This is a genomic window from Streptomyces camelliae, from assembly GCF_027625935.1.
GTDB lineage: Bacteria > Actinomycetota > Actinomycetes > Streptomycetales > Streptomycetaceae > Streptomyces > Streptomyces camelliae.
In genome coordinates this window covers 3490892-3515673 of sequence record NZ_CP115300.1, presented here as the reverse complement: position 1 = coordinate 3515673, position 24782 = coordinate 3490892, and the positions used below count along the sequence as shown (strand labels likewise).

Below are 24782 nucleotides of genomic sequence, written 5' to 3'. Positions count from 1 at the left end.
GTGCGCCGTGGCGGACGCACGCTATGCGGTCCTGTGGGTGATGTGGGGGGAGACGGGCGGGATGTCACTCGAACGGGTGTAGCCCCCTGGGGTTTCCCGGGGGCTGGTGCGGCTGCGATGATCGGGCCGACAGTGAGTTAACCCGCGTTAACTGGTGAGTCGGAGGGTGTCATGGGCGAGGAGCGGTTCGGGGAGTTCGTGCTGGTGCGGCGGCATGGGCAGGTCGCGGAGCTGGTCATGGACCGGCCCAAGGCCATGAACGCCGTCTCGACGGAGATGGCCCGATCGCTCTCCGCCGCGTGTACGGCGCTCTCCGGGGACCCGGATGTCCAGGTGGTCGTGCTGGCCTCCTCGCATGAGCGGGCGTTCTGCGTCGGGGCCGATCTGAAGGAGCGGAATTCGTTCAGTGACGCGGATCTGCGGCGGCAGCGGCCGGTGACGCGCGGGGCGTACACCGGGGTGCTGGAGCTGCCGATGCCGACGATCGCGGCGGTGCACGGGTTCGCGCTGGGCGGTGGTTTCGAACTGGCCCTGTCCTGCGACCTGATCGTGGCCGACCGTACGGCGGTGGTGGGGCTGCCCGAGGTGTCCGTGGGCGTGATTCCGGGCGGTGGCGGTACGCAGTTGCTGCCGCGGCGGGTCGGGGCGGCGCGCGCGGCCGAGCTGATCTTCTCGGCGCGGCGGGTGGAGGCGGCGGAGGCGGCCGAGCTGGGGCTGGTGGACCAGTTGGTGGATGAGGGGCGTGCTCGGGAGGAGGCGTTGGCGCTGGCCGCGCGGATCGCCGGGAACTCGCCGGTCGGGCTGCGTGCCGCCAAGCGGGCGCTGCGGCTCGGCCAGGGGCTGGATCTGCGGGCCGGGCTGGAGGTCGAGGACGCGGCCTGGCGCACGGTCGCCTTCTCGGCGGACCGGGCGGAGGGAGTGGCGGCCTTCAACGAGAAGCGCAAGCCGGAGTGGCCCGGGGAGTGAAGCGGCACCCCGAAGGACAGATGAATGTCCCGATTACCGCAAACCATCCCTAACCTGGAGTAATGGGTGAGGACAAGCGGCTGACCGCAGTCGTGGCACTGGCTCAGGGGATGGCGGCGGCGCACACCCCGCCGGGGTCATGGCAGGCCGCCGCGCTCGGGGCCTGCCGTGCGCTGGACGGCAGCTTCGCCGCGCTGTCGGTGTGGGAGCGGGAGCTGGGGCGGCTGCGGGTCCTGGTGAACGTCGGGGACCGGCGGCCCGACGAGGAGGAGTTCCCGGCGGCCGAGACCTATCCGGTGCACCAGTTCCCGGAGATCACCGAGTTCCTGCACGAGCGGTGGGCCGGCGGGGGCGGGCCCAACGCCTGGGTGGAGACCGCCGAGGGGACCGCCGCCGGGACGCCCGGGTACTTCCATCAGCGGGTCGCCGCCCTGCGCCGCCGGGGGCGCGGGTGCTGTGTCGTCGCCCCCGTACTGCTGCATGGGCGGGCCTGGGGTGAGTTGTACGTCGCCCGTCCGGTCGATGTGCCCGTGTTCGGGCCTGCCGACGCCGAGTTCGCCACCGTCCTGGCCGCCGTCGTCGCCGCCGGACTCGCGCAGTCCGAGCGGCTGGAGGAGGCACGTCGGCTCGCGTTCACCGATGCCCTGACCGGACTCGCCAACCGCCGTGCTGTGGACGTCCGTCTGGAGGAGGCCGTCGAACGGCACTGCGCCGAGGGTGTGGTCGTCAGCCTGGTCGTGTGCGATCTCAACGGGCTCAAGCGGGTCAACGACACCCTCGGGCATGCCGTCGGCGACCGGCTGCTGGAGCGTTTCGGCTCGGTGCTGTCGCTGTGCGGGGCCATGGTGCCGGGGGCGCTGGCCGCGCGGCTCGGCGGGGACGAGTTCTGTCTGCTGACGGTCGGGCCGGCCGCCGATGAGGTGGTCAAGGCCGCCGATGAACTGTGCCGTCGGGCAGGGGAGTTGGAGCTGGGGGAGGGGGTGGCGTGCGGGGTCGCCTCGACCGAGGACCCGATCGGGCCGGTGCTGGACGCCCGGCGGCTCTTCCGGCTCGCCGACGCCGCCCAGTACCGGGCCAAGGCCCTGCGTGCGGACCGGCCGGTGGTGGCGGGGCGGGAGGGGCCGGAGGATCCGGTCGTACGGCTGGCGGACGAGCCGCCGCATCTCGCGCCCGCCGAGCGGCGGCGGTTCCGGGGGCGTCGGTCGTGAGGTGAAGGCCACAGAATAAGTAAGGGGTGCCGCCGGACCCCACTAGTGACATCCCCGCATTCAATGCGTACGCTCCTGAATATGGATATGCACACTGTGGTGGTGGGGACGTCCGGTGTCACGGCGTCCGACGTTCTCGCCGTGGCGCGCGGCGGTGCCCGCATCGAGCTGTCGGCGGAGGCGGTGGCGGCCCTGGCCGCGGCCCGGGAGATCGTGGACGCGCTGGCCGCGAAGCCGGACCCGGTCTACGGCGTCTCCACCGGCTTCGGCGCCCTGGCGACCCGGCACATCAGCCATGAACTGCGCGCCCAGCTGCAGCGCAACATCGTCCGCTCGCACGCCGCCGGCATGGGGCCGCGGGTCGAGCGGGAGGTCGTACGAGCCCTGATGTTCCTGCGGCTCAAGACCGTCTGCTCCGGGCACACCGGTGTGCGGCCCGAGGTCGCGCAGACCATGGCCGACGTGCTGAACGCCGGGATCACCCCGGTCGTGCACGAGTACGGCTCCCTCGGCTGCTCCGGCGACCTCGCCCCGCTGTCCCACTGCGCCCTCGCCCTCATGGGGGAAGGGGACGCCGAGGGGCCGGACGGGGTGGTGCGGCCGGCGGGCGAGCTGCTCGCCGAGCACGGGATCAAGCCCGTCGAGCTGCGCGAGAAGGAGGGCCTGGCCCTGCTCAACGGCACCGACGGCATGCTCGGCATGCTGGTCATGGCCCTCGCCGACCTCGACACCCTCTACAAGTCCGCCGACGTCACCGCCGCCCTCAGCCTGGAGGCGCTGCTCGGGACGGACAAGGTGCTCGCGCCCGAACTGCACGCCATCCGGCCGCATCCGGGGCAGGGTGCCTCCGCCGCCAACATGCTCGCCGTGCTGAAGGGCTCCCAGCTCACCGGGCACCACCAGGACGACGCCCCGCGTGTCCAGGACGCCTACTCGGTGCGCTGTGCCCCGCAGGTCGCCGGTGCCGGCCGGGACACGATGGCGCACGCCCGGCTGGTCGCCGAGCGTGAGCTGGCCTCCGCCGTCGACAACCCGGTCGTGCTGCCCGACGGCCGCGTGGAGTCCAACGGCAACTTCCATGGCGCGCCCGTCGCCTACGTCCTGGACTTCCTCGCCATCGCCGCCGCCGACCTCGGCTCCATCGCCGAGCGCCGTACCGACCGGCTGCTCGACAAGAACCGCAGCCACGGGCTGCCGCCGTTCCTCGCTGACGACGCCGGTGTCGATTCCGGGCTCATGATCGCCCAGTACACGCAGGCCGCGCTCGTGAGCGAGATGAAGCGGCTCGCCGTACCGGCCTCGGCGGACTCCATCCCGTCCTCCGCCATGCAGGAGGACCACGTCTCCATGGGCTGGTCGGCCGCGCGCAAGCTGCGCACCGCCGTCGACAACCTCACCCGGATCATCGCCATCGAGCTGTACGCCGCCACCCGCGCCATACAGCTGCGCGAGGGCCTCGCCCCGGCACCCGCCTCGCAGGCCGTCATCGACGCCGTGCGCGCCGCCGGGGTGCAGGGGCCGGGCCCGGACCGGTTCCTCGCGCCCGACCTGGCCGCGGCCGACGCCTTCGTGCGCGGCGGCCACCTGGTCACCGCGGCGGAGTCGGTCACCGGCCCGCTGCGGTAAGGACCGAAAGGAGAGGGGTCCCTGCCGTGCGCGGGGGCCCTGCTGCTACGTCACTTCAGCTTGGCCTGCTGGGCCTTGACGACCTCCGGCGACACCGCGTACGCCTTCTTGTCCATCATCGCGCCCAGGTTCGACGTGAAGTAGACCGACAAGGTGGTCCCGGTCCGCACGACCTCGGCGTGGACGGGAGCCGGGTTCCCGTCACCGGTGTCCATGGTCGCGGTGAACGCCACCAGCCCGTCCCCGGCGGCCGTGGCCTTCTCCTCGGTGACCTTGGTGAACCTCGTCTTCGTGCCCGCCTGCGCGGCGGGGAAGCCGTTCGCACAGCCGGGCACGGCGGTGCGGACCGTGCCGAGTGCCTTGTCGGCGCCGTTCCCGTCGTACGAGGCCAGGGTGACCGTGGTGACGTCCCGGTCCAGGGACTTGTGGATCGACTCCTCGAACTTCCCGCTGGCCAGGTCCTTCATGGAAGTCGCCTTGTCCGTGGGGTCCTTCGTCTGGTTCTCCATGGCCAGACGGTCGGTCTGCGCCGCCGCCTCGACCGGCGGGAGCCCGCTCATCACGCGGGCCAGCGGCCGGCACAGCGCGCTGTCGGTCGTGATCGGCTTGGCGCGGCTCGCGGGAACCGGTGTCACCTTGTAGCCGGGCACCTCGCCCTCGGCGATGATCAGCTTCTTCAACTCGGCGGCGCTCAGCGCCTTCGCGGCCGGCTTCGCGGCATCTTCGGTGTTCTTCGCATCCCCGCCGGAACACCCCGTGACAAGGGCGAGCGACAGTGCACCCACGGCTGCGCCGGCGCACAGACGCACGCCCGATGATCTCTTCATGGGCGCACTATGCGGGAGCTGCCAAGAGATCGTCAACGGAAATTAAGGGGCATCAAAAGCCCAGGCGCTCGCGGCGCACCGAATACACCACGAATCCGGCGCCCACCGCGAGGAAGGCCGTGCCGCCGACGACGTACGGCGTGGTGTCCGGGCTTCCGGTGTCGGCGAGTTCGGTGCCCTCCTCGGCGGCCGCCGCCGACATCGCCCTGGCCTGCTGGGTCACCTGCGTGGTGGAGGTCTCCACGGTCGCTCTGGCCGGGGAGTCCTGCGAGGCGTGCGCGGACGGGACGAACCACAGCGCGCACAGCAGGGTGCCCGCGGCGGTGGCGGTCAGCAGCGGACGGCGAGCGGATGGCACGGAATATCGATCCCCTTGTGACGCTGGCGAATTGGCCGTGTGGGGCGATGTTAGTGAAAGGCGCGGGTCACAGGAAAGTCACGGGAGGTTTCAGTCGTACGCTCGCGCCATGAGTGACGAAGAGACATCACGTTTTGTGCGGCTTCGGGTGGAGCTGGTCCTTGAGGTGCAGGACGAGGATCAGGTGACCAAGGCCGCGCTGCGCCGGCTCGCGCAGGATCCGGAGCTGCCGGAGGACGAGCGGATGCATGCCGAGGGTGCTGTGACGGAAGACACCGCGGAGGCCCTCGCCTATCTCGTGGACCCGTTCGACCTGGTCAGCGAGGTCCCCGGGGTGGAGCTCCAGCAGGCGTCCTGGTCGAGTGAGCGGATCGAATACGACCCTGACTCGCCGGACTGGGACCTCGACGAGGATGATGTGGAGGACGACGACGAAGTGGACGGCATGGGCTGAGCGTCCCGGGGCAGTTGACCCCGGACGGCAACCGCCGTCCGGGGTTTTGTCGTCTCAGGGGGCGCACGGTCGACTCCCGCACCACCCGCGCCGTGGCGGACGTGGTGTGTCCCACAGATCCACTGGACGGGGAACGGGACGGTGCGGCCGTAGCGTTGAAGGTTAAAGGTTCTTACGGGGATTCTCGGGGATCGCGACTCGGCAACGATGGAGAAACTTGTGATGACGGACAGTAGGCGGCGCAGGGGTCTGATGGCCGCGTCCGCTCTGCTCGGCAGTGTGCTGATGCTCTCGGCGTGTTCCGGCGGTGGCAAGGCCTCCGCCACCGGCAGCGCGGACAACTCGCAGGCCAAGGCCGACGCGGCCGCTGCGAAGAAGTCGTCCGAAGCGCAGATCACGATCACCCCGAAGGACGGCTCCGACAACGCGTCCATCAACAACTCCGCCGCCGTCACGGTCAGCAAGGGCACCCTCACGGGTGTGCAGATGACCACGCAGGACGGCACGGCCGTCGCCGGTCAGCTCTCCGCCGACCAGCACAGCTGGAAGCCCACCGTCCAGCTGCAGCGCTCGACCACCTACAAGGTCTCCGCCGAGGCCAAGGACTCCGAGGGCCGTGTGGCGCACGAGAACGCGTCCTTCACCACGGTCTCCCCGGCCAACAGCTTCATAGGCACCTACACCCCGGACGACGGCTCCACCGTCGGCGTCGGTATGCCCGTGTCGATCAACTTCGACAAGGCGATCACCAACAAGGCGGCCGTCCAGAAGGGCATCACGGTCTCCTCCAGCAGCGGTCAGGAGGTCGTCGGCCACTGGTTCAACGCCAACCGCCTGGACTTCCGGCCCGAGCAGTACTGGAAGGAGGGCTCCACCGTCACGCTGAAGCTCGCGCTCGACGGCGTCGAGGGCGCGCCCGGCATCCACGGCATCCAGCAGAAGACGGTCACCTTCCACATCGGCCGCAACCAGGTGTCGTACGTCGACGCGAAGTCCAAGCAGATGAAGGTCACGCAGGACGGCAAGGTCGTCAAGACCATCCCGATCTCCGCGGGTTCGCCCGAGCACACCACGTACGAGGGCCAGATGGTGATCTCGGAGAAGTTCACCCAGACCCGGATGAACGGCGCGACGGTCGGCTTCAAGGACTCCGACGGCAAGGGCGAGTACGACATCAAGGACGTGCCCCACGCCATGCGCCTGACCAGCTCCGGCACGTTCATCCACGGCAACTACTGGGGCGCCCCGTCGGTCTTCGGCAACGTCAACACCAGCCACGGCTGCGTCGGCCTGCAGGACGTCAAGGGCGCGGGCGACAAGAACATGCCGGCCGCGTGGTTCTACAACAACTCGCTGATCGGTGACGTCGTGGTCGTCCAGAACACCGGCGACAAGACGGTCCAGCCGGACAACGGCCTCAACGGCTGGAACATGGACTGGGCGCAGTGGAAGGCCGGTTCGGCCATCTGACGTCCCGTTCTCCACAGCTTTCTGATGCCGCCCCCAGGGGCGGCATCAGTGTTTCCGGGCCGGTCATGGGCTGACCGGGGCGGTCGTGGGCGGGGCCACAGCCTTCTCATGTTTCTTTTATGTCGGCCTTATGGTGTCATCACGGTCCGTCCCTAACTTGCGGGCCATGTTCTTCACCTACCTGAGGCGCGAGCTGCGCCGCCGCAGAAAGGCGGCTCTCGTCGTCGCCTCCGGCCTCGCGCTGGGCATCGCGCTGGTCATCGTGGTCAACTCCGTGTCGAACGGCATGGGCAAGGCCCAGGACAAGGTCCTCCAGTCGCTGTACGGCCTGGGCACGGACATGACGGTCACCAAGGCCGCGAGCGCCGACGCCGGCGGCTCGCAGCGGCCGCGCTTCCAGTTCGACGCCAAGGACAACGGCGACAGCTCGACGCAGAGCAGCGACCGGGTCATGGTGCAGGGCTTCACCACCCTCGCCTCCTCCACCGTCACCAAGGTCGGTGACCAGCAGGGCGTCTCGTCCGCGGTGGGCGGGCTGAGCCTCAGGGTGCTCAAGGTCAGCGGGCAGTTCACCCGCGGCCAGTTCCAGCAGAACGGAAGCGGGGGCGGCTTCCAACGGGGCGAAGGCTCCGGCCGGCCGCAGGGTGAGGTCAAGGGCGGCGGCGCCAACTTCGACGTCAACCAGTACTCGGTCTTCGGCACCGACGTGACCAAGCCGGAGGCCGGTCCGCTGACCTCTTCGAAGATCACCAGCGGCCGTACGTTCCGGACGACCGAGACGGACGCGAAGGTCGCCGTCGTCGACGCGTCGTACGCCAAGGAGAAGAGCCTCAAGGTCGGTTCCACGGTCACCATCAAGAACGTGAAGTACGCGGTCGTCGGCATCGCGACGGCCGACAGCGGCGACGCGGCGGCCAACCTGTACATCCCGCTCAAGCAGGCGCAGACCCTGAGCGACAACGCGAACAAGGTCACCACGATCTACGTCAAGGCTACCGACTCCCAGCGGATCGACTCCGTCAAGAGCGCGATCCAGAAGAACGTCTCGGGTACGACGGTCACCACCTCCGCCGACCTCGCCAAGACGGTCTCGGGCTCCCTGTCCACGGCCTCCTCCCTCGCCACCAACGTCGGCAAGTGGCTGTCCATCGCCGTGCTGGTGGCCGCGTTCCTGGTCGCGGGCCTGCTGACGTCGGCCGCGGTCTCCCGGCGCGTCCGCGAGTTCGGCACGCTGAAGGCGCTGGGCTGGAAGTCGGGCCGGGTGACCCGGCAGGTGGTCGGCGAGGCCGTCGTCAACGGCCTGGTCGGCGGCGCCCTCGGCATCGCCCTCGGCCTGGCGGGCGCCTATGCCGTCACGGCCATCAGCCCCAGCCTGCAGGCGCAGTTGGGCGGCGGCACCGGCGGCGGCTTCGGGGGCGGGTCCGGTGGCGGCGGTGGCTTCGGCGGCGGTGGCTTCGGCGGCCCCGGTCGCCAGGCCGCGAAGACCCTGGAGGTGGCCCTCACGGCACCGGTGAGCCTGACGACGATCGCCCTGGCGGTGGCCCTGGCCGTGGCGGGCGGGCTGATCGCGGGGGCGTTCGGCGGGTGGCGGGCGAGCCGGCTGCGGCCGGCGGATGCGCTGCGGCGGGTGGAGTAAGGGCCCTTGGTGAGGCCTCTTGGCAAGGGCCACTTGTCCGTCAGCGCAGCATCCCGAATCCTCCAGGAGCCATTCAGATGTACGAACTCAAGAACGTGACCAAGCGCTACACCCGGGGCAAAGACACCGTCCACGCCCTCGACGGCGTGGACCTGACCATCGGTGACGGAGACCGGCTCGTCATCCAGGGCCCCACCGGCGGCGGCAAGTCCACCCTCCTGCAGATGCTCGGCGGCCTGGACCGCCCCACGTCCGGCGAAGTCGTCCTGGACGGCATCGACCTGGCCAAGCTCAGCGAGGCCCGGCTGACCAGGGTCCGCAGTGAGAACATCGGCTTCGTCTTCCAGTCCTTCAACCTCATCCCCACCCTCACCGCCCAGGAGAACGTGGAGACGGCCCTCGTCCCCCTCGGTATCAAGGCCAAGGAGCGCCGCGAACTCGCCGCCGAGGCCCTGCACTCCGTCGGCCTCGGCGAACGCCTCGGACACCTGCCCGGCGAGATGTCCGGCGGACAGCAGCAGCGCGTCGCCATCGCCCGCGCCCTGGTGAAGAAGCCCAAGGTGCTGCTGGCCGACGAGCCGACCGGCAACCTCGACGAGGGCATGCGCGACGAGATCATGGACGTACTCGAACGCCTGTGGAAGGAGCACGGGTTGACCTTCGTCATGGTCACCCACGACTCCGCCATCGCGAAGAAGGCGCCGCGGCTGGCCACCATCCGCAAGGGAAAGATCACGGTAAGGGAGAACGCCGGGGCCTGACGGCCGGCAACTCCGCTTTCCCATAGGTCACTTAGCGATTCTGTAACGGTGCCCCGTCCGCCGGGTAACAGTTTCCCGACCTTTCTCTTACCGTCCTTTCATTCGTTGAGACGTTTGATCGCCCCCCGGCATACTGCGCTTGTCCGGGGGGCGACGTTCATGCGTACGAGACCACCCCCGGCCGGGTGAACGGGGAATTCGCCCGGTACTCCATCTCCAGGGGGAGATCTTGCGCAGACAAGTGAAGAGCGCTGCCGCGGCCACCGTGGCCATGGCAGCGGCCGTCGCCCTCGCAGCGGGTATGACCAGCCCGGCGTCCGCGAGGCCCGCGGAGCCCACCGCGACCGGCGGCTCCGCGCTCACCGCAAGGACCCATGTCACCCTCATCACCGGTGACCGGGTCGCCCTCGACGCCAAGGGCCGCATCGTCGGCCTGGAGCGGGCCAAGGGCCGCGAGCACATACCCTTCCAGGTCCGGCGGACCGAGGGACACACGCTGGTCGTCCCCGCCGACGCGGCCCGCCTGCTGGCCTCCGGCACGCTGGACCAGCGGCTGTTCGACGTCACCGAGCTGAACAAGGCCGCCACCCGCAAGGCCCAGAAGAACGGCCTGAAGGTGATCGTCGGCTACCGCGGCGGCGCCGCGGCCGCCAAGGCCGGCGTCCGGGACGCGGGCCGTCTGCGCCGCACCCTGACCACGCTCGACGCCGACGCCGTACAGACCCCGGTGCAGGACACCACCGCGCTGTGGCACGCCGTCACCGCCGACGCCAGGACCGCCTCCGGCATCGCGCACGTCTGGCTCGACGGCGTCCGCACGGCCTCCCTCGACACGTCCGTGCCGCAGATCGGCGCGCCGACCGCGTGGAAGGCCGGCTACACCGGCAAGGGCGTGAAGGTCGCCGTCCTCGACACCGGCGTGGACACCAGCCACGCGGACCTCAAGGACCAGGTGATCGCGTCCAGGAACTTCACCGCCGCCAAGGACGCCACCGACCACTTCGGGCACGGCACCCACGTCGCCTCCATCGTCGCGGGCACCGGCGCCGAGTCCGCCGGGAGGTACACGGGTGTGGCGCCGGGCGCCGAGATCCTCAACGGCAAGGTCCTGGACGACACCGGCTCCGGCGACGACTCCGGCATCCTCGCCGGCATGGAATGGGCCGCCTCCCAGGGCGCCTCCGTCGTCAACCTCAGCCTCGGCGGCTACGACAGCCCCGGCATCGACCCGCTCGAAGCCGAGGTGAACAAGCTGTCCGAGACCAAGGGCATCCTGTTCGCCATCGCCGCGGGCAACGACGGCCCCCACTCGCTCGGTTCACCGGGCAGCGCGGACGCCGCGCTCACCGTCGGCGCCGTCGACAAGAAGGACAAGCTCGCCGACTTCTCCTCCACCGGCCCGCGCGTCGGTGACGGCGCGATCAAGCCGGACGTCACCGCACCCGGCGTGGACATCACCGCCGCCGCGGCCAAGGGCAGCGTCATCGACCAGGAGGTCGGCGAGAAGCCCGAGGGCTATCTGACGATCTCCGGCACCTCGATGGCGACCCCGCACGTCGCGGGCGCCGCCGCGATCCTCAAGCAGGAGCACCCCGACTGGGGCTACGCCGAGCTCAAGGGCGCGCTGACCGGCTCCGCGAAGGGCGGCGCCTACACGCCGTTCCAGCAGGGCTCGGGCCGTATCGCGGTCGACAAGGCCATCAGGCAGTCCGTGATCGCCGAGCCGGTCTCGGTGAGCTTCGGCGTCCAGCAGTGGCCGCACACCGACGACAAGCCGGTCACCAAGAAGGTGACGTACCGCAACCTCGGCGACCAGGCCGCCACCCTCACCCTGAGCAGCACCGCCCTCGACCCCAAGGGCAAGGCGGCCCCGGCGGGCTTCTTCACACTCGGCGCGCGCCAGGTGACGGTCCCGGCGCACGGCACGGCCTCCGTCGACCTCACCGTCAACACCAAGCTGGGCGGCACCCTCGACGGCGCCTACTCGGCGTACGTGACCGCGACCGGCACCGGCCAGAGCGTCCGCACGGCGGCAGCGGTGACGCGCGAGGTGGAGTCGTACGACGTCACGGTGAAGTTCATCGGCCGCGACGGCAAGCCGACCAAGAACTACAGCGCCGGCCTCACCGGTGTCGCCGGTCTCGCGGGCGGCACGGACCTGAGCCCGTACGACCCGTCCGGCACGGTGAAGGTACGCGCGCCCAAGGGCACGTACATCCTCAACACCTCCGTGTTCGCGGACCCCGAGGACTTCGGCAAGGGCGTCGACTGGATCGCCCAGCCGAAGCTGACCGTCGGCAAGAAGCAGACGATCACGATCGACGCGCGTCAGGCCAAGCCGGTCGACATCACCGTCCCGGCCAAGGGCGTCACCTCGCAGTTCGCCAACCCCGGCTTCGACGTCAAGGCCGGCGACGGCGACTACGGCTACGGTTTCCTGCTGGACTCGTACAAGAACTTCCGCACCGCCCACCTGGGCCCGCAGTTGCCCGCCGGGTCGCTGTACCAGCAGTGGGACGCCCACTGGTCCAAGGGCGCGAGCGAGGAGTACGACGTCACCGCCGGCGGCCCGGTCAAGCAGCTCGCCACCGGCTACACCAAGCACTTCAAGGCGAGCGAGATGGCCACGGTCAAGGTCCGGCTCGGTGCCGCCGCGAGCGGCAAGACCGGCTCGATCAGCGCCACCGGCTGGCTGCCCGGAAGCTCCGGCGCCTCCTCGGTCGACCTCCCGCAGAAGCTGCCCGGCACCCGGACCCTGCACCTGTCCGCCACCGGCGGGGTGAACTGGCAGCTGGGGTTCACCCAGTACGGCGGGAAGGACAAGGACGGCTCCGCGCTCGCCGACGCGGGCTACCAGCTCGGCGAGTTCACCTTCAGGGCCGGCCGTACGTACACCAAGACGGTCAACACCGCGGTCTTCGGCCCGCACGTCGGCGGCGGCTTCGGCCTGTTCCGGGACGGGGACGAGATCTACGGCTCGCTGCCGCTGTTCGCCGACTCCGCCAAGCACGCCGGATCCTCCGACTTCACCTCGGTGACGACGACCCTGTACCGCGACGGCACCAAGATCGGCTCCAACGACGACCCGCTGTCCGGCCAGGTCTTCAAGGTGCCCGCCGGTGAGGCCGCGTACCGGCTGACCACGTCGGTCAAGCGGTCGGCCAAGGTCGCGGCGGCCTCGTCCCGCATCGACGCGACCTGGACCTTCCGCTCCAAGAAGCCGTCGGGCGACTTCGCCGAGCTACCGTCCTCCGCCCTGCGCTACGGCATCGAGACCGGCCTGGACAGCCGCGTCGCCGCCGGCAAGACGGTCACCTTCCCGGTCACCGTGGAGGGCTCGGCCGCGGGCAGGAACCTCAAGTCCCTGGCGGTCTACGTCTCCTACGACGGCAAGACCTTCAAGAAGGTCGACGTCAAGGGCGGCAGGATCACCCTGAAGAACCCGGCGAAGGGCACGTCCCTCAGCCTCCGCTCCACGATCACCGACAAGCAGGGCAACACGTCGGAGATCACGATCTGGGACGCGTACTTCGGCACGTGACGTCACTGGACAGTCGGGGCCGGGCGCGTCGCGTCCGTGCCCCAACTGGCCAGCAGGCGCAGGGAGTCGGCGGACGGGGAGTCCGGTTCGGCGTGGTAGGTGATGAGGGACTGGTCCGCGTCGCCCGTCAGGCGGAAGGACTCGAAGTTCAAGGAGAGATCACCGACCAGCGGGTGGTGCAGGTGCTTGACGCCGTGGTTCTTCTCCTTGACGTCATGCGTCGCCCACAGCCGCCGGAACTCCTCGCTCTTCACCGACAGCTCGCCCACCAGGGCCGACAGCCGCGGGTCGTCGGGGTAGCAGCCGGCGTCCATGCGCAGCGCGCAGACGATGTCGATCGCCTTCTGCTCCCAGTCGACGAAGAGCTCGCGGTACTCGGGCCGCAGGAACACCAGCCGCGCCCAGTTCCGCTCGCCCGGCGCGAGCTCCGCCCAGTCACCGAAGACCGCCGACGCCATCCGGTTCCACGCCAGGATCTCCGAGCGGCGCCCCACGATGTACGCCGGCACGCCGTCCATCGTGTCCAGCAGCTGCCGCAGCGCCGGGCGCACGTGCTGCTGCCGGGCCGCCGGCTTCTTCTTGTGCGACTTCGGCTTGGCCAGATGCGTGAGGTGGGCGTGCTCGGCGTCCGTCAGCCGCAGGGCCCGCGCGATCGCGTCCAGCACCTCCGCCGAGACATTGCGGCCGTTGCCCTGCTCCAGGCGCGTGTAGTACGCCACCGACACCCCGGCCAGCTGCGCCAGCTCCTCGCGGCGCAGCCCCGGCACCCGCCGGTGCCGGCCGAAGTCCGGCAGCCCCACTTCCTCCGGCTTCAGCCGGGCCCGCCGGGTGCGCAGGAACTCGCTCAGCTCGGCCCGCCGGTCCAGGGCACGCCCGGCTCCGGCCGCCTGTCCCGGCTGATCACCCTGTTCGCCCGTACGTTCCATACGTCCAGTATTCCTGGTCGTACGTACAGCATCCTGACCCCGCCAGTAGTACGCACGGCAGTCGTACGCAAGGCCGTGATCTGGGCGGATCGAGGGACGTGCGGCAGGCTGGTGATCGTGTCCGGCGGAAGGCAGCCGGACACGACACCCCCTTGCTAGGAGAACCCCGGCATGACCACTGTTGTTGCCGCGTACGCCGCGCCCGCCGCGAAGGCCCCGCTGGAGCGGACGACCATCGAGCGACGCGCGGTCGGCGAGTTCGACGTCCTGATCGACATCAAGTTCGCCGGTATCTGCCACTCCGACATCCACCAGGTCCGCGAGGGCTGGGGCGAGGCCATCTTCCCGATGGTGCCCGGCCACGAGATCGCCGGCGTCGTCTCCGAGGTCGGCTCCGGCGTGACGAAGTTCGCCGTCGGCGACCGGGTGGGCGTCGGCTGCATGGTCGACTCCTGCCGTGAGTGCGAGAACTGCCTGGCCGGCAATGAGCAGTACTGCCTCAAGGGCATGGTCGGCACGTACAACGCCATCGGCAAGGACGGCGAGCCCACCTACGGCGGCTACTCCGAGAAGATCGTCGTCGACGAGAACTTCGCCGTCCGTATCCCGGACGGCCTCTCCCTGGACGTGGCCGCCCCGCTGCTCTGCGCCGGCATCACCACCTACTCCCCGCTCCGCCACTGGAACGCCGGCCCCGGCAAGAAGGTCGCCGTCGTCGGCCTGGGCGGTCTCGGTCACATGGCCGTCAAGATCGCGCACGCCATGGGCGCCGAGGTGACCGTGCTCTCGCAGTCCCTGCGCAAGAAGGACGACGGCCTGAAGCTGGGCGCCGACCACTACCACGCCACCAGCGACCCGAAGACCTTCGAGGAGCTGGCCGGCACGTTCGACCTCATCGTCTCGACGGTGTCGGCGCCGATGGACTTCGGCGCGCTGCTGTCGCTGCTGAAGGTGGACGGCGCGCTGGTCAACGTGGGCGCGCCCGAGGAGCCCATCTCCCTCAACCTGTTCTCGGTGATCGGCGGCCGCAAGACCCTCGCCGGATCGATGATCGGCGGCATCGCCGAGACCCAGGAGATGCTGGACTTCTGCGCCGAGCACGGTATCGGCGCGGAGATCGAGCTGATCCGCGCGGAGGAGGTCAACGAGGCGTACGAGCGAGTGCTGGCGAGCGACGTCCGCTACCGCTTCGTGATCGACACGGCCACCATCTGACCCACGTGAGGAGGGGCCCCGGCGGAAGGTGAGGCCGGGGCCCCTCAGCGTGTCGCCGTGCGCCGCCCCGGCAGCCACAGCAGACGCGAATCGCTCCCGACAGCCACAACAGATACGGCTGCCCCGAAAGCCACAGCAGCTATGGCCGCCCCGCCAGCCACAGCAGACACGGCACGGTCCGCCCCGGCAGCCACAGCAGATACGGCCCGCCGGCCGGTGTGGTGAGGGCGCCGACCGGGATCTCCAGCGGCGGCAGCAGCGTCCGCGCGGCGGGGTCGGCGGCCGTCAGCACCACCGCACCGGTCTGCGCAGGTGCCGCTTCCAGGTGATGCCGTTGCCCGCGGTGACGACGGTCGGGGCGATCTTCGAGTGCTGCCTGCGCCTGATCGGTGTGCTGTCCCGGGTCCCGGGCTACTCGACGGAGAAGCCCTCCCCGGCGCCGTAGGACCGGACGACCGCAGCCCCGATACCCTCCGCGGGTCGCACCACGTGGACTCGCCCGCGTCCCGTGACCCGCACCTCCCCGTGCTCCACCGTCAGCAGGGTGTTCTCGTCCACGGCGACCCCGAACGGCACCCATCCCCGCCCGACCGCCGTGACCAGCCGGGCCAGCGTCCCCCACTGCGCCGCATGGACGTCCACCGCGAACGGCACCAGCCCCAGGCCGTCCCGCACCTCGACCTCCGTCAGGTCCTCCCCGGTCTCCTCCGGGCACACCGGCACCCCGTCCACCAGCCAGCCGCCGACCACCGCCCGGCGCCCGGCGACGGCCGCACCGGCGGAGAACCCCGCGTACGGCACACCGCGCGCGGCGAGCAGCCGCGGCAGCCCCTCCCGGCTCGCGGTGAGCGCCTCCTGGTACGCGGGCGTCAGGCCGCCGCAGACCAGCAGCCCGTCGATCCCCGCCAGCGCGGACTCCGGCTCCAGCCGGCCGCCGAGCGGCACCAGCAGCGGCAGCGGCGCGCACGGGCCCGCCGTGCGCAGCGCCGCCGCGTACCGCTCGAACTGGTCCGGCCCGTCCCCCTCGTCGACGATCAGACAGCCGATGCGCGGCGGCGGCCCGTCCCCCGTGCCCGCCGCCCGCAGGAACGGCGCGTACACCTCGGGCGCGTCCCACCCACCGCCGATCAGAAATGTGCTCAACCCGAATCCCTCCCGGTATTCCCCGGGGAATGTACGAGGAGGCGGGCGACACCGTCGCCTGAATTACCCGGCCCGCCCGACCGGTCCGGCCGGCCCCGGCAGCTCGGCCGCGTTGCCCCGAGGACGCACTCGCGAACAGACCGAGCGGACGGAACCGCGGCAGCGGCTGGGCCAGTTGGGGTGACCGGGTGACCGGGTGACCGAGTGGTCGGGTACTCGGGTGATCGGGTGGCTGGTCAGGCCGTCCCGGACGGCTTCGGTGTCCTCGGAGGCAGCAGCGTGGTGTCGGAGAGGGCGGGGACCGAGACGTCGACCGCGACACCGTAGTCGGAGTAGTAGGCGGTCGACATCTCCTCCCCGGCGGTGGTCCGCACCCGGGTCCGCTTCTCCACCAGCAGATCGCGGCTGTCGACCCAGACGTCGACGTGCTCCTCCTTGATGCCCTTCGCCGCGAGCTCCGCCCTGAGGGACTTCACGTCGCCGGGCGTCAGGCCCCGGCCGCGGAGGGTCGCCAGCCGGGACGCGTCCAGCGTGCCCGCGTAGTGGGTGGCGGCCACCCCGCGGACGGTTTCCCGGCCGACCCGGTGCACATCACCGCTCGCGATCAGCATCCGCACCGACAGGGTCGGATTGGCCTGCCGGATCATGTCCACCCTGGCCTTCTGCGTGGCGTTCTGCGCGGCGAGCATGCCGAGGGGGGTCCGCAGCCAGTGCTTGCCGCCCATCAGCTTCAGGAACTTCGCCGGCGTGCTCATGTAGATGGCGTCCTTGCGGAACTCGAACCGCGCGCTCGGGATCTGCGGGAGCGACGGCATCGTCAGCGTGAAGTCACCCTGCTGGCCGTCGGCCCAGTCCAGCTCCCCGGTCATCCGCGCCCGCAGCGCACCGCCGACCGTGTGGATCTCCTCCACCCGGGCCGAGTGCTCCTTGGCGCTGGCGTCCTCGACCTTGACCAGGTCGGCCGTCAGCGCGAGGGCGGCCCGCGTCTGTCCTCGCGCCGAGGGCGTGTGCCCCGCGCCGCTCCCACCACAGCCCGAGACCGGGCCCAGGACCGCCGCGACGGCCACGACCGCCGCAGCCGTACGGAACCGCCGACCACGCATGACGCCCCCCGTTGCCTCTCGTTCGTCTCTCATGCGACCCGTTCGAAAAACTGTTCAGGTCACAGATCATGATGGCCGAGAGGGCGGCAGTCGACTCTTATGGCATTCCTATGCCGAAACGAGGGGGACTTGTGATCGTGGTTCGCCCTGCGTCCCGTACGTCTGCAGGTGGTGCGGCGGCAGTGGAGATACATCTCTGAGGGGACGTCACTTACATCCCTGAGCGGACGTCACTCCGGCGTCCCCGCTCTAGCGTCACCACCATGACAAGAACCCGTCGCACAGCGACCGCTGTCGTGCTGGCCCTCGTCCTTCCGCTGCCCGTCGTCGCGGCTGCCACGGCCCCCGCGTCAGCCGCCCCCACCGGTGTGCACCGCACCCTCGCGGCCACCGGCACCGACGTCTCCGCCGCCGCCACCGATGCGGCTCTCTCCCCGGCCGAACTGCCCGCCCCGACCGGGCCGTACGCCGTCGGCCGGGACATCCTGCACCTTGTCGACGAGCACCGCCAGGACCCGTGGGTCCCCTCGGCGGGGCACCGGCAGCTCATGGTGTCGATGTACTACCCCGCCCGGCCCGGCACCGGCGGCCCCGCCCCCTACATGACCGTCGAGGCCGCCCGGGACATGCTCCAGCTGAAGGTCCCGGGCACCACGATCCCGCCCGAGGCGGTCAGCGAGACCCGTACCTGGTCGCACACCGACGCGGTGCCGCGCCACGGCCGCTTCCCGCTGCTCCTGCTCTCTCCCGGCTTCACCATGCCCCGCACGGAGATCACCAGCCTCGCCGAGGATCTCGCCGGCCGGGGTTACGTCGTCGCCCTGGTCGACCACACCTACGAGAACTCCGGCACCACGTTCCCCGACGGGAAGACCCTCACCTGCACCATCTGCGACGACCCGGACGCGTACCCGCCCGCGGCCATCGAGGAAAGCCGCGCGAAGGACCTCTCGTTCGTCATCGACGAGCTGACCCGCCACCGTCACCCTGCCTGGCGCTACGCCCACATGATCGACGGCAGGCGGATCGGTGTGGCGGGGCACTCCATCGGCGGCGCCTCCGCCGTCCCCACCATGGCCCACGACAAGCGGGTCCTGGCCGGTGTCAACCTCGACGGCACCATGTTCGTGCCCGTCCCCGACGACGGCCTGGGCGGCCGCCCGTTCATGATGATCGGCCACAGCACGGGCACCGACGAGGACCCCACCTGGACGGACGCCTGGGGCCGCCTCAAGGGCTGGAAACGATGGCTGACCGTCACCGGCTCCAACCACGGCAGCTTCACCGACGTCCCCGTCCTCGCCGCGAAACTCGGCATCCCCGAACCCCCCGGCACGACACTCTCCCCCCAGCGCGCCGTCCAGCTCACCCGCACCTACGTGGCGGCCTTCTTCGACCTCCACCTGAGGGGCATCCCCGAACCCATCCTGAACGGCCCCACCTCGGCCTACCCGGAGGTCGGCTTCCACGCACCGTGACCGACGAGCGCCGAGGCATCACAGGCCGGCCGGATCGGAGGGGAGCCAGTCGGTGTGGCGTTCGCGGAGCCGGTCCCGCTCGGCGGGGGTGGCGAGGATGACGTCCGCGCCACCGTCGTAGGGATGGTGGATCCGTCGCAGTTCCGTGTCGGTGATGAACACCTCGACGAGCGTCTCGTCGGCGACGGCGCGCAGCAGGTCGTCGAGGCAGCCGTACCGCCACGGGCGCCGGTCCGCGTACAGCCGGGTGTAGGCGTGGAACTCCGGATCGGGGTCGTCCAGTGCCGCCTCGGTCCACCAGCGGAGGCCGCCGGGGTGCAGTTCGGGCCGTGGTGTCGGCCAGCCGGCCGGACCCGTCGGTGTGTACGACCAGTCCATGGTCACCACGAACACGTCCCGCTCCGTGAACAACGTGTCGAGGATCGTGTTGTACCGGTCCAGCGCGATCGCGTACTCGGCATCGGACTCCGGGTAGCGCTTCGACCCGGGGAGGCTGTGGAAGCGCACCCAGCGGTCCGCGTACGTGCCGCGGAAGGTGTGGGCGACGGGCGGCCCCGCCGGCCGTCGTTCCCGCCACAGCGCGGCGAGCGATGACGCTGCCGCCTCCGCCTCCGTACTCACCCCTCCGCCCCGACCACGCCGACCGGGCAGGAGACGCCGGTACCGGAGAGCCTGTGCTGCCGTGTGACCCATGGGCCGGAGCCGGCTGTCGGCTGGAGCTGCCTGTCATCCGCGTAGGTGGGCAAGAAGCTCGTCTCCAATGGGATAGGAGCGTTCCTGGGGCAGCAGCCGGGCGGCGGCGCCCAGATCGCCACTGTTGACCAGGGCGTGGATCTCGTGGGCGAGGGGGGTCACGTCGCGGATGGCGACTGTCCACTCGTCCGCGTAGCGTCGTGCGGCCTCACCGCAGAGGCCGAGTTGCAGAGACCGGTACGGCAGGGGTTGCAGGTGCAGATCCCGCTCGGGGTCCCACTGCACGCGAGCGGGTGCGCGCTTCAACTGACACTGCCAGGCGGCCCGGTCTGGATGTACGCCGCGGACGTAGCTCGACAGGCACGCGTGACGCAGCGCCCACTCGAAGCCGGCACGGCTGATCTCGACCGCGAGAACGGTCTCCTGCCCCTCCTTGGCGCCCCAGCCGCATCGGTACATCATCCACAGGAACGACGGCTTGATCCACGTCATCCTGTCGCGCTTCCACACGGCGGGGAAACGGCCCTCCTGGACGGCGGGCAGGCCGATTTCCGGGGCGTACGCCTGGTAGACGGTGATCGTGGAGTCCGCGTAGGCCGCACGGATCTCGCGTTGGGGTTGTGCCATGGCGTACAGCGTGAAGTCGGCCGGTTCGGGCGGCCACTGATTTTCGACCAGACGCGCTCCGGTGAGCCCGAGGACGGGGACTCCACCAGTCATGCGGGCGGCAGAAGCTGCTCAGTCCAGACGGTCTTGCCGTCGTGGCTGTAGCGGGTACCCCACCGCTCTGTGAGCTGCGCGACCAGGAAGAGCCCGCGTCCGCCCTCGTCCGTGCTGAGGGCCCGCCGGAGGTGGGGGGACGTGTGGCTGGTGTCGGACACTTCGCAGATCAGGCAGTGCGTACGGATGAGGCGCAGGGTGACGGGACCGGCTGCGTACCGGTAGGTGTTGGTGACGAGCTCGCTGGCGACCAGCTCGGTGGTGAAGACCAGTTCGGCCAGCCCCCATTCGGTCAGTTTCGACGTGGTCAGCTCTCTGGCACGGGCGGCGGCGGTCGCCTCCAGGGGAAGCTGCCATGAGGCGACATTCTGTGGCCGCAGCACCCGGGTACGGGCGATGAGCAGCGCGATGTCGTCGGTGGGCAGGTGGTCCTTGGGCAGCAGCGCTTCGACCACGGCGTGGCAGGTGAGGTCCAGAGGCTCGGTGGCGTGGGCGAGACATGTGCGCAGGTCTTCCAGCGCGGCGTCTATGTCGCCGTTGCGTGCCTCCAGGAGGCCGTTGGTGTAGAGCGTGAGCAGGCTGCCCTCGGGGAGGTCGAGATCGTACGTTTCGAAAGGCAGTCCGCCCAGGCCCAGTGGTGGCCCCGCGGGCAGATCGAGCACGGTCACTTCGCCGTCCGGGGTGGACACCATGGGCGCCGGGTGGCCGGCGCGTGCCAGGGAACAGTGCTGGGAGACCGGATCGTAGACCGCGTAGAGGCAGGTGGCCCCGAGCGTCTGCTCGATCGCCGACTGGTTGCCGTCAGCGTTCGCCTCCAGCTCGGTGGCCAGCAGACTGACCAGATCGTCCAGCCGTGCCACCACCTCGTCCGGTTCCAGGTCGAGGCTGGCCAGGGTGCGCGCGGCGGCGCGTAGACGGCCCATCGAGGCCGCAGCGTGGATCCCGTGGCCGACCACGTCTCCGACAACGAGGGCGACCCGGGCCCCTGACAACGGGATCACGTCGAACCAGTCACCGCCGATGCCCGGTTCACCGCTGGCCGGGAGGTACCGGCAAGCCACCTCCACGGCCGGCAGGTCGGACGCGGTGCTCGGCAGCAGACTGCGCTGAAGAGTCAGAGCGGCGCTCTGCTGCTGGGTGAAGCGGCGCGCGTTGTCGATGCAGACGGCCGCACGCGAGGAAAGCTCCTGGGCCACCGCAGCATCATCATTCTCGAAAGGCTGCGAATTGCGCGACCGCCACAGGCTCACCAGGCCCAGTACCAGGCCGCGCGCAATCAGGGGCACCGCGATCAGCGAATGAACGCCGAGCCCCAAGGCGATCTCGACCCGCCGCCGGTCCATGGCGTACCACTCGGGGCGGAGGGACAGCAGCCCTTCGAGAATCGGGCGACGCTCGGCCAGGCACCGCGCCTGCGGAGATTCCGGAAGCAGCGGAACCACGTCGCCTTCCCGGAACGGGACGCGTTGTTCCGGTGGTGAGAGTGCGGCCCGGAGCAGCGGACCTGCCGTACCGGGAACTGGTTCGTCACCAAGTGTCACGGGCTTGAGGAGGTCCACCGAGCAGTAGTCGGCCAGGCCGTGGACGGCCACCTCGGCCAGTTCCCGAGCAGTCTGAGTCACGTCCAGCGAGGTTCCGATCTGGGCGCTCGCCTCGTTCAGCAGGGCGAGCCTGCGTTGCGCCCGGTGGCGGTCGGTCACGTCCTCGATCGTCTCGGCCACGCCGAGGACCCGGCCCGAGGGGTCCTCCATCCGGAACGCCGAGACCGACACGATCCGCTCCCGACCTGGATTGTGGCGTGCCCGGGCGGACTGCTCTGTGAAGATCAACGGCTCGCCGGTCTCCAGAACATGCCGTACCCGTTCCTCTGCCGGACCGGCGTCCTCGTCGACCATGAATTCGCGGGGGTGACGGCCCACCGGCGCCGAGGCCGGGACGCCGCTCGCCTTCTCGACCGCACGGTTGACCCGGATCACTCTCCTGTCCGGGCCGTGGATGACCAGACCGATCGGGGACCGGTGGTACAGGCCGTCCAGCAGCGCGCGGTCCCGCTGCCAGGCGATGACCTCCGCGGCAGGAGCACCGACCAGGAGCCACTCCTGCCTGCCCCCCTCCCGGCTGATCGCGCGGGCACGGAATCCCATCTCCATACGGCGCCCGTCGCGGTGCCGGACGGGCAGGACGCCGAACCAGCCCCCTGCCTTCAAAGCGTCTACGACCACGGAGCGCGCGACCGGCAGGTCACAGGCGTCGACGAGGAGGTCCTGCCACGCCCGTCCGATCACTTCCTCGGCCGGATAGCCCAGCAACTCCTGTGCGCGTGGGCTCCAGCCGACCACGGTGCCTTGATCGTCAAGCACAGCCGAGGCCCCACGCCCGAGGGCGAATGGATCCTCAGGACTCTCGCTGAAATGCATCGACGATGTCCCCATAGCCACCACCTTGCCTCCGTGCCTCCGATGTTCCTCCCCGTGGTCTCCGTCCGCGACTCTCACGTTCCTCTCGGCCCGGACCTTCGGCAGGAGTGCCCTGGCCAGCCGAGCCGGACGCAAGCTGGTTCGGCTACTTCTCCGAAACCTCCGGCGCCGACGCGATGCCCGTCGGGCACGACGCGCCCCAGTTCGTCTCGAACGGGGCACTCAGCTTGACCCCCGTCCCACCCAACCCGCAGTAACCGGCCGGGTTCTTGTCCAGGTACTGCTGGTGATACGCCTCCGCCGGGTAGAAGGGGCGGTCGGTGGCCGGGAGGATCTCCGTGGTGATCGTGCCGTAGCCGGAGGAGGTCAGGACCTTCTGATACGCCGTGCGGGAGGTTTCCGCCGTCGTGGCCTGTTCGGGGGTGTGGGTGTGGATCGCCGAACGGTACTGCGTGCCCACGTCGTTGCCCTGGCGGAAGCCCTGGGTCGGGTCGTGGGACTCCCAGAAGGTCTTCAGCAGGCGGTCGTAGGTGATCACCTCCGGGTCGTAGACCACGCGGACCACCTCCATGTGGCCCGTCAGGCCCGAGCAGACCTCCTCGTAGGTGGGGTACTCCGTGTATCCGCCCTGGTAGCCCACCAGGGTCGTGTACACGCCAGCCGGGAGCCGCCAGAACGTGCGCTCGGCACCCCAGAAACAGCCCAGGCCGAAGTCGGCGATCTCCAGCCCCTCGGGGTACGGGCCGAGAAGAGGGGTGCCGAGGACGGTGTGGCGGTCGGGGACCTCGTAGGCGAGGGAGGGGCGGCCCGTGAGCGCCTGTTCGGGGGTGGGCAGTTGCGGGGTGCGGCCGAAGAACATGCGGGTCTCCCTGTCGGTCCGGGGGAGGGCGGGCGGTGCCGGTCAGGGCGGTCGGCACGCGGGGAGAACGTCCGGGTGGGGGGCCGAATTCCGGTCACGTCCTCGCCGTCACCGTCGTGTCATCACCGTCGTGTCATCGCCGTTGTGTTCCCTCCGATCTCCTTCGACTCTCCGGCCACCGCCCGGGGTTCGGGCCGGCTCAGCCCGGCAGGCTCGCCGGGCTGCCGCCGTTGGCCTCGTAGCCGGCCACCGCCAGGGCGCGGTAGACGGCGAACTCGGCCGCCGGGTCGGCGGACAGGGTCCAGGGCAGGGCGCCTACGTGCCCGTCGACGTGTATCAGCTGCTGCATGGCCTCCGCCCAGCGTTCGGCGCGGACCAGGAAGAAGACCAGCAGATGGCGGACGTGTGCCAGCGTCGGATCGTCCGGGTGGGCCGAGTGCACCGCGTGCAGGGCGCCGTGCATCGCCTTGGTGACGACCTCGCTCTGGTAGAAGCCCGACACCAGGTTGACCTCGGGCAGGTGCTCGAAGACCGCGAACAGCGGCAGCGCCGCGAGCAGCGAGCCCTGCGGGGCGCGGGCCGCGGCGGCCTCGGCGAAGGCGTACGCCAGCGCGCGCGAGCCGTGCCACTTCTCGCACCAGTAGTGCAGCGCGGCCAGATGCGCACCCATGTGATGCGGCGCGCGGTCGAGGATCTTCAGCCACAGCTGCTCGAACTCGGCCTGCGGATACGACAGTCCACGGGCGATGGACAGCTCGACGATGTACGGCACCGGGTCGCCGGGCGCCAGCAGCGCCGCCTGCCCGCACGCCTCCCGGGCCTCCTCCATGATGATCCGGAAGTCGTCCGTGCCCGGCGTCGACGTACGCCATGCCTGCTGCACCAGGAACTCCGCGTGCACGGCGGCGCCGCCCGCGTCCTTGGGCTGCTCGGCCCGCCACACCCGCAGCCACTGGCCGCCCGGCGTCTCGTGCACCCCGCCGGGGCGCTGCTGCAGCTCCAGTGCGGCGGCACCCGCGAAGGCCTGCACCCGCTGCCAGCGCCGTTCGCCCTCCTTCTCGGTGCCGGCCAGCAGCTGGGCGGCCGCGCGATAGTCCTGCGTGCGCTGCACGAGCTCCAGCACGTCCAGCAGGTCCTGGTCCGGGCCGGGCATCCGTATGTCCAGCTCCTCCTGGCGCACGAAGCCGTAGTCCGCCGGGTCGGCGGCGTCCGGGTGTTCCGGAGGAACCTGCTCGATCACCCCGCGCCTGCGCCGCAGGAACGGGAGCAGGACGAAGCTCAGCATGAGCAGCGCCATCAGAAGCCAGAGAATCGCCATGCCTCAAGCGAACCAGACCGCGCGGTCACATCGCCAACCCCCCGCCGCGAGGCTGTGGAAAAC

The 24782-nt window shown here is 70.5% G+C and carries 21 protein-coding genes; 10 read left to right on the top strand and 11 right to left on the bottom strand.

The window, feature by feature from the left end; all coding sequences use genetic code 11:
• Positions 1 to 171: 171 nt before the first annotated feature.
• From O1G22_RS15840 to hutH, 3 genes are all read left to right on the top strand, one after another.
• On the top strand, positions 172 to 966 hold the full coding sequence (locus O1G22_RS15840; RefSeq protein WP_270081949.1) for an enoyl-CoA hydratase/isomerase family protein: 795 nt from the start codon (positions 172 to 174) through the stop codon (positions 964 to 966).
• A gap of 62 nt (positions 967 to 1028) precedes the next feature.
• Positions 1029 to 2174, top strand: coding sequence for a GGDEF domain-containing protein (locus O1G22_RS15835; protein WP_270081948.1), 1146 nt, complete (start codon positions 1029 to 1031; stop codon positions 2172 to 2174).
• Between the two features lie 87 nt (positions 2175 to 2261).
• Entirely contained in the window at positions 2262 to 3800 is a 1539-nt protein-coding gene (gene hutH, locus O1G22_RS15830; protein WP_270086433.1) for a histidine ammonia-lyase, read from the top strand.
• 50 nt (positions 3801 to 3850) lie between these two features.
• On the opposite strand, the gene O1G22_RS15825 is transcribed toward hutH, so the two are convergent.
• Together O1G22_RS15825 and O1G22_RS15820 are read right to left on the bottom strand one after the other, a co-directional pair.
• On the bottom strand, positions 3851 to 4627 hold the full coding sequence (locus O1G22_RS15825) for a hypothetical protein (RefSeq protein WP_270081947.1): 777 nt from the start codon (positions 4625 to 4627) through the stop codon (positions 3851 to 3853).
• A gap of 52 nt (positions 4628 to 4679) precedes the next feature.
• Complete coding sequence (locus O1G22_RS15820) at positions 4680 to 4985, bottom strand: LAETG motif-containing sortase-dependent surface protein (RefSeq protein WP_270081946.1); 306 nt, start codon at positions 4983 to 4985, stop codon at positions 4680 to 4682.
• A gap of 109 nt (positions 4986 to 5094) precedes the next feature.
• Here O1G22_RS15820 and O1G22_RS15815 point away from each other — a divergent pair, with 109 nt between their 5' ends.
• The 5 genes from O1G22_RS15815 to O1G22_RS15795 all read left to right on the top strand — a co-directional run bounded on the left by O1G22_RS15815 (position 5095) and on the right by O1G22_RS15795 (position 12847).
• Positions 5095 to 5439 carry a hypothetical protein gene (locus O1G22_RS15815; RefSeq protein ID WP_270081945.1) on the top strand — a complete coding sequence of 115 codons (345 nt, stop codon included), beginning with the start codon at positions 5095 to 5097 and terminating at the stop codon, positions 5437 to 5439.
• A 222-nt stretch (positions 5440 to 5661) separates the two neighbouring features.
• Positions 5662 to 6909, top strand: coding sequence for a L,D-transpeptidase (locus O1G22_RS15810; protein WP_270081944.1), 1248 nt, complete (start codon positions 5662 to 5664; stop codon positions 6907 to 6909).
• A 166-nt stretch (positions 6910 to 7075) separates the two neighbouring features.
• Positions 7076 to 8545, top strand: a complete 1470-nt coding sequence (locus O1G22_RS15805) for an ABC transporter permease (RefSeq protein ID WP_270081943.1) — start codon at positions 7076 to 7078, stop codon at positions 8543 to 8545.
• Positions 8546 to 8622: 77 nt separating this feature from the next.
• Entirely contained in the window at positions 8623 to 9306 is a 684-nt protein-coding gene (locus tag O1G22_RS15800) for an ABC transporter ATP-binding protein (protein WP_270081942.1), read from the top strand.
• Between the two features lie 241 nt (positions 9307 to 9547).
• The gene (locus tag O1G22_RS15795) at positions 9548 to 12847 is read left to right on the top strand and encodes a S8 family peptidase (RefSeq protein WP_428986492.1); all 3300 of its coding nucleotides are present in this window, start codon (positions 9548 to 9550) and stop codon (positions 12845 to 12847) included.
• 2 nt (positions 12848 to 12849) lie between these two features.
• Here the strand turns inward: O1G22_RS15795 and O1G22_RS15790 are convergent, their stop codons facing one another.
• Positions 12850 to 13773 carry a helix-turn-helix transcriptional regulator gene (locus O1G22_RS15790; RefSeq protein ID WP_270081941.1) on the bottom strand — a complete coding sequence of 308 codons (924 nt, stop codon included), beginning with the start codon at positions 13771 to 13773 and terminating at the stop codon, positions 12850 to 12852.
• Between the two features lie 171 nt (positions 13774 to 13944).
• Between O1G22_RS15790 and O1G22_RS15785 the strand changes: the two genes are divergently transcribed.
• Positions 13945 to 14988, top strand: coding sequence for an NAD(P)-dependent alcohol dehydrogenase (locus tag O1G22_RS15785; RefSeq protein ID WP_270081940.1), 1044 nt, complete (start codon positions 13945 to 13947; stop codon positions 14986 to 14988).
• Positions 14989 to 15127: 139 nt separating this feature from the next.
• Here the strand turns inward: O1G22_RS15785 and O1G22_RS15780 are convergent, their stop codons facing one another.
• From O1G22_RS15780 to O1G22_RS15770, 3 genes are all read right to left on the bottom strand, one after another.
• Positions 15128 to 15313 (bottom strand): iron chelate uptake ABC transporter family permease subunit, encoded by a 186-nt coding sequence (locus O1G22_RS15780; protein ID WP_270086431.1) that lies wholly within the window; start codon positions 15311 to 15313, stop codon positions 15128 to 15130.
• A gap of 86 nt (positions 15314 to 15399) precedes the next feature.
• The gene (locus O1G22_RS15775) at positions 15400 to 16131 is read right to left on the bottom strand and encodes a type 1 glutamine amidotransferase family protein (RefSeq protein WP_270081939.1); all 732 of its coding nucleotides are present in this window, start codon (positions 16129 to 16131) and stop codon (positions 15400 to 15402) included.
• A gap of 236 nt (positions 16132 to 16367) precedes the next feature.
• Entirely contained in the window at positions 16368 to 17234 is an 867-nt protein-coding gene (locus O1G22_RS15770) for an SCO4651 family lipoprotein (RefSeq protein WP_270081938.1), read from the bottom strand.
• A gap of 263 nt (positions 17235 to 17497) precedes the next feature.
• Here O1G22_RS15770 and O1G22_RS15765 point away from each other — a divergent pair, with 263 nt between their 5' ends.
• Positions 17498 to 18712, top strand: a complete 1215-nt coding sequence (locus O1G22_RS15765; RefSeq protein ID WP_270081937.1) for an alpha/beta hydrolase family protein — start codon at positions 17498 to 17500, stop codon at positions 18710 to 18712.
• 18 nt (positions 18713 to 18730) lie between these two features.
• Here the strand turns inward: O1G22_RS15765 and O1G22_RS15760 are convergent, their stop codons facing one another.
• From O1G22_RS15760 to O1G22_RS15740, 5 genes are all read right to left on the bottom strand, one after another.
• Positions 18731 to 19333, bottom strand: a complete 603-nt coding sequence (locus O1G22_RS15760; protein ID WP_270081936.1) for a DUF3885 domain-containing protein — start codon at positions 19331 to 19333, stop codon at positions 18731 to 18733.
• Positions 19334 to 19438: 105 nt separating this feature from the next.
• On the bottom strand, positions 19439 to 20032 hold the full coding sequence (locus O1G22_RS15755) for a DUF4291 domain-containing protein (RefSeq protein ID WP_270086430.1): 594 nt from the start codon (positions 20030 to 20032) through the stop codon (positions 19439 to 19441).
• A gap of 89 nt (positions 20033 to 20121) precedes the next feature.
• Positions 20122 to 22557 (bottom strand): SpoIIE family protein phosphatase, encoded by a 2436-nt coding sequence (locus O1G22_RS15750; RefSeq protein ID WP_270081935.1) that lies wholly within the window; start codon positions 22555 to 22557, stop codon positions 20122 to 20124.
• 130 nt (positions 22558 to 22687) lie between these two features.
• Positions 22688 to 23401, bottom strand: coding sequence for a peptide-methionine (S)-S-oxide reductase MsrA (gene msrA / locus O1G22_RS15745; RefSeq protein ID WP_270081934.1), 714 nt, complete (start codon positions 23399 to 23401; stop codon positions 22688 to 22690).
• Between the two features lie 199 nt (positions 23402 to 23600).
• On the bottom strand, positions 23601 to 24719 hold the full coding sequence (locus tag O1G22_RS15740; protein ID WP_270081933.1) for a hypothetical protein: 1119 nt from the start codon (positions 24717 to 24719) through the stop codon (positions 23601 to 23603).
• Between the last annotated feature and the right edge of the window lie 63 nt (positions 24720 to 24782).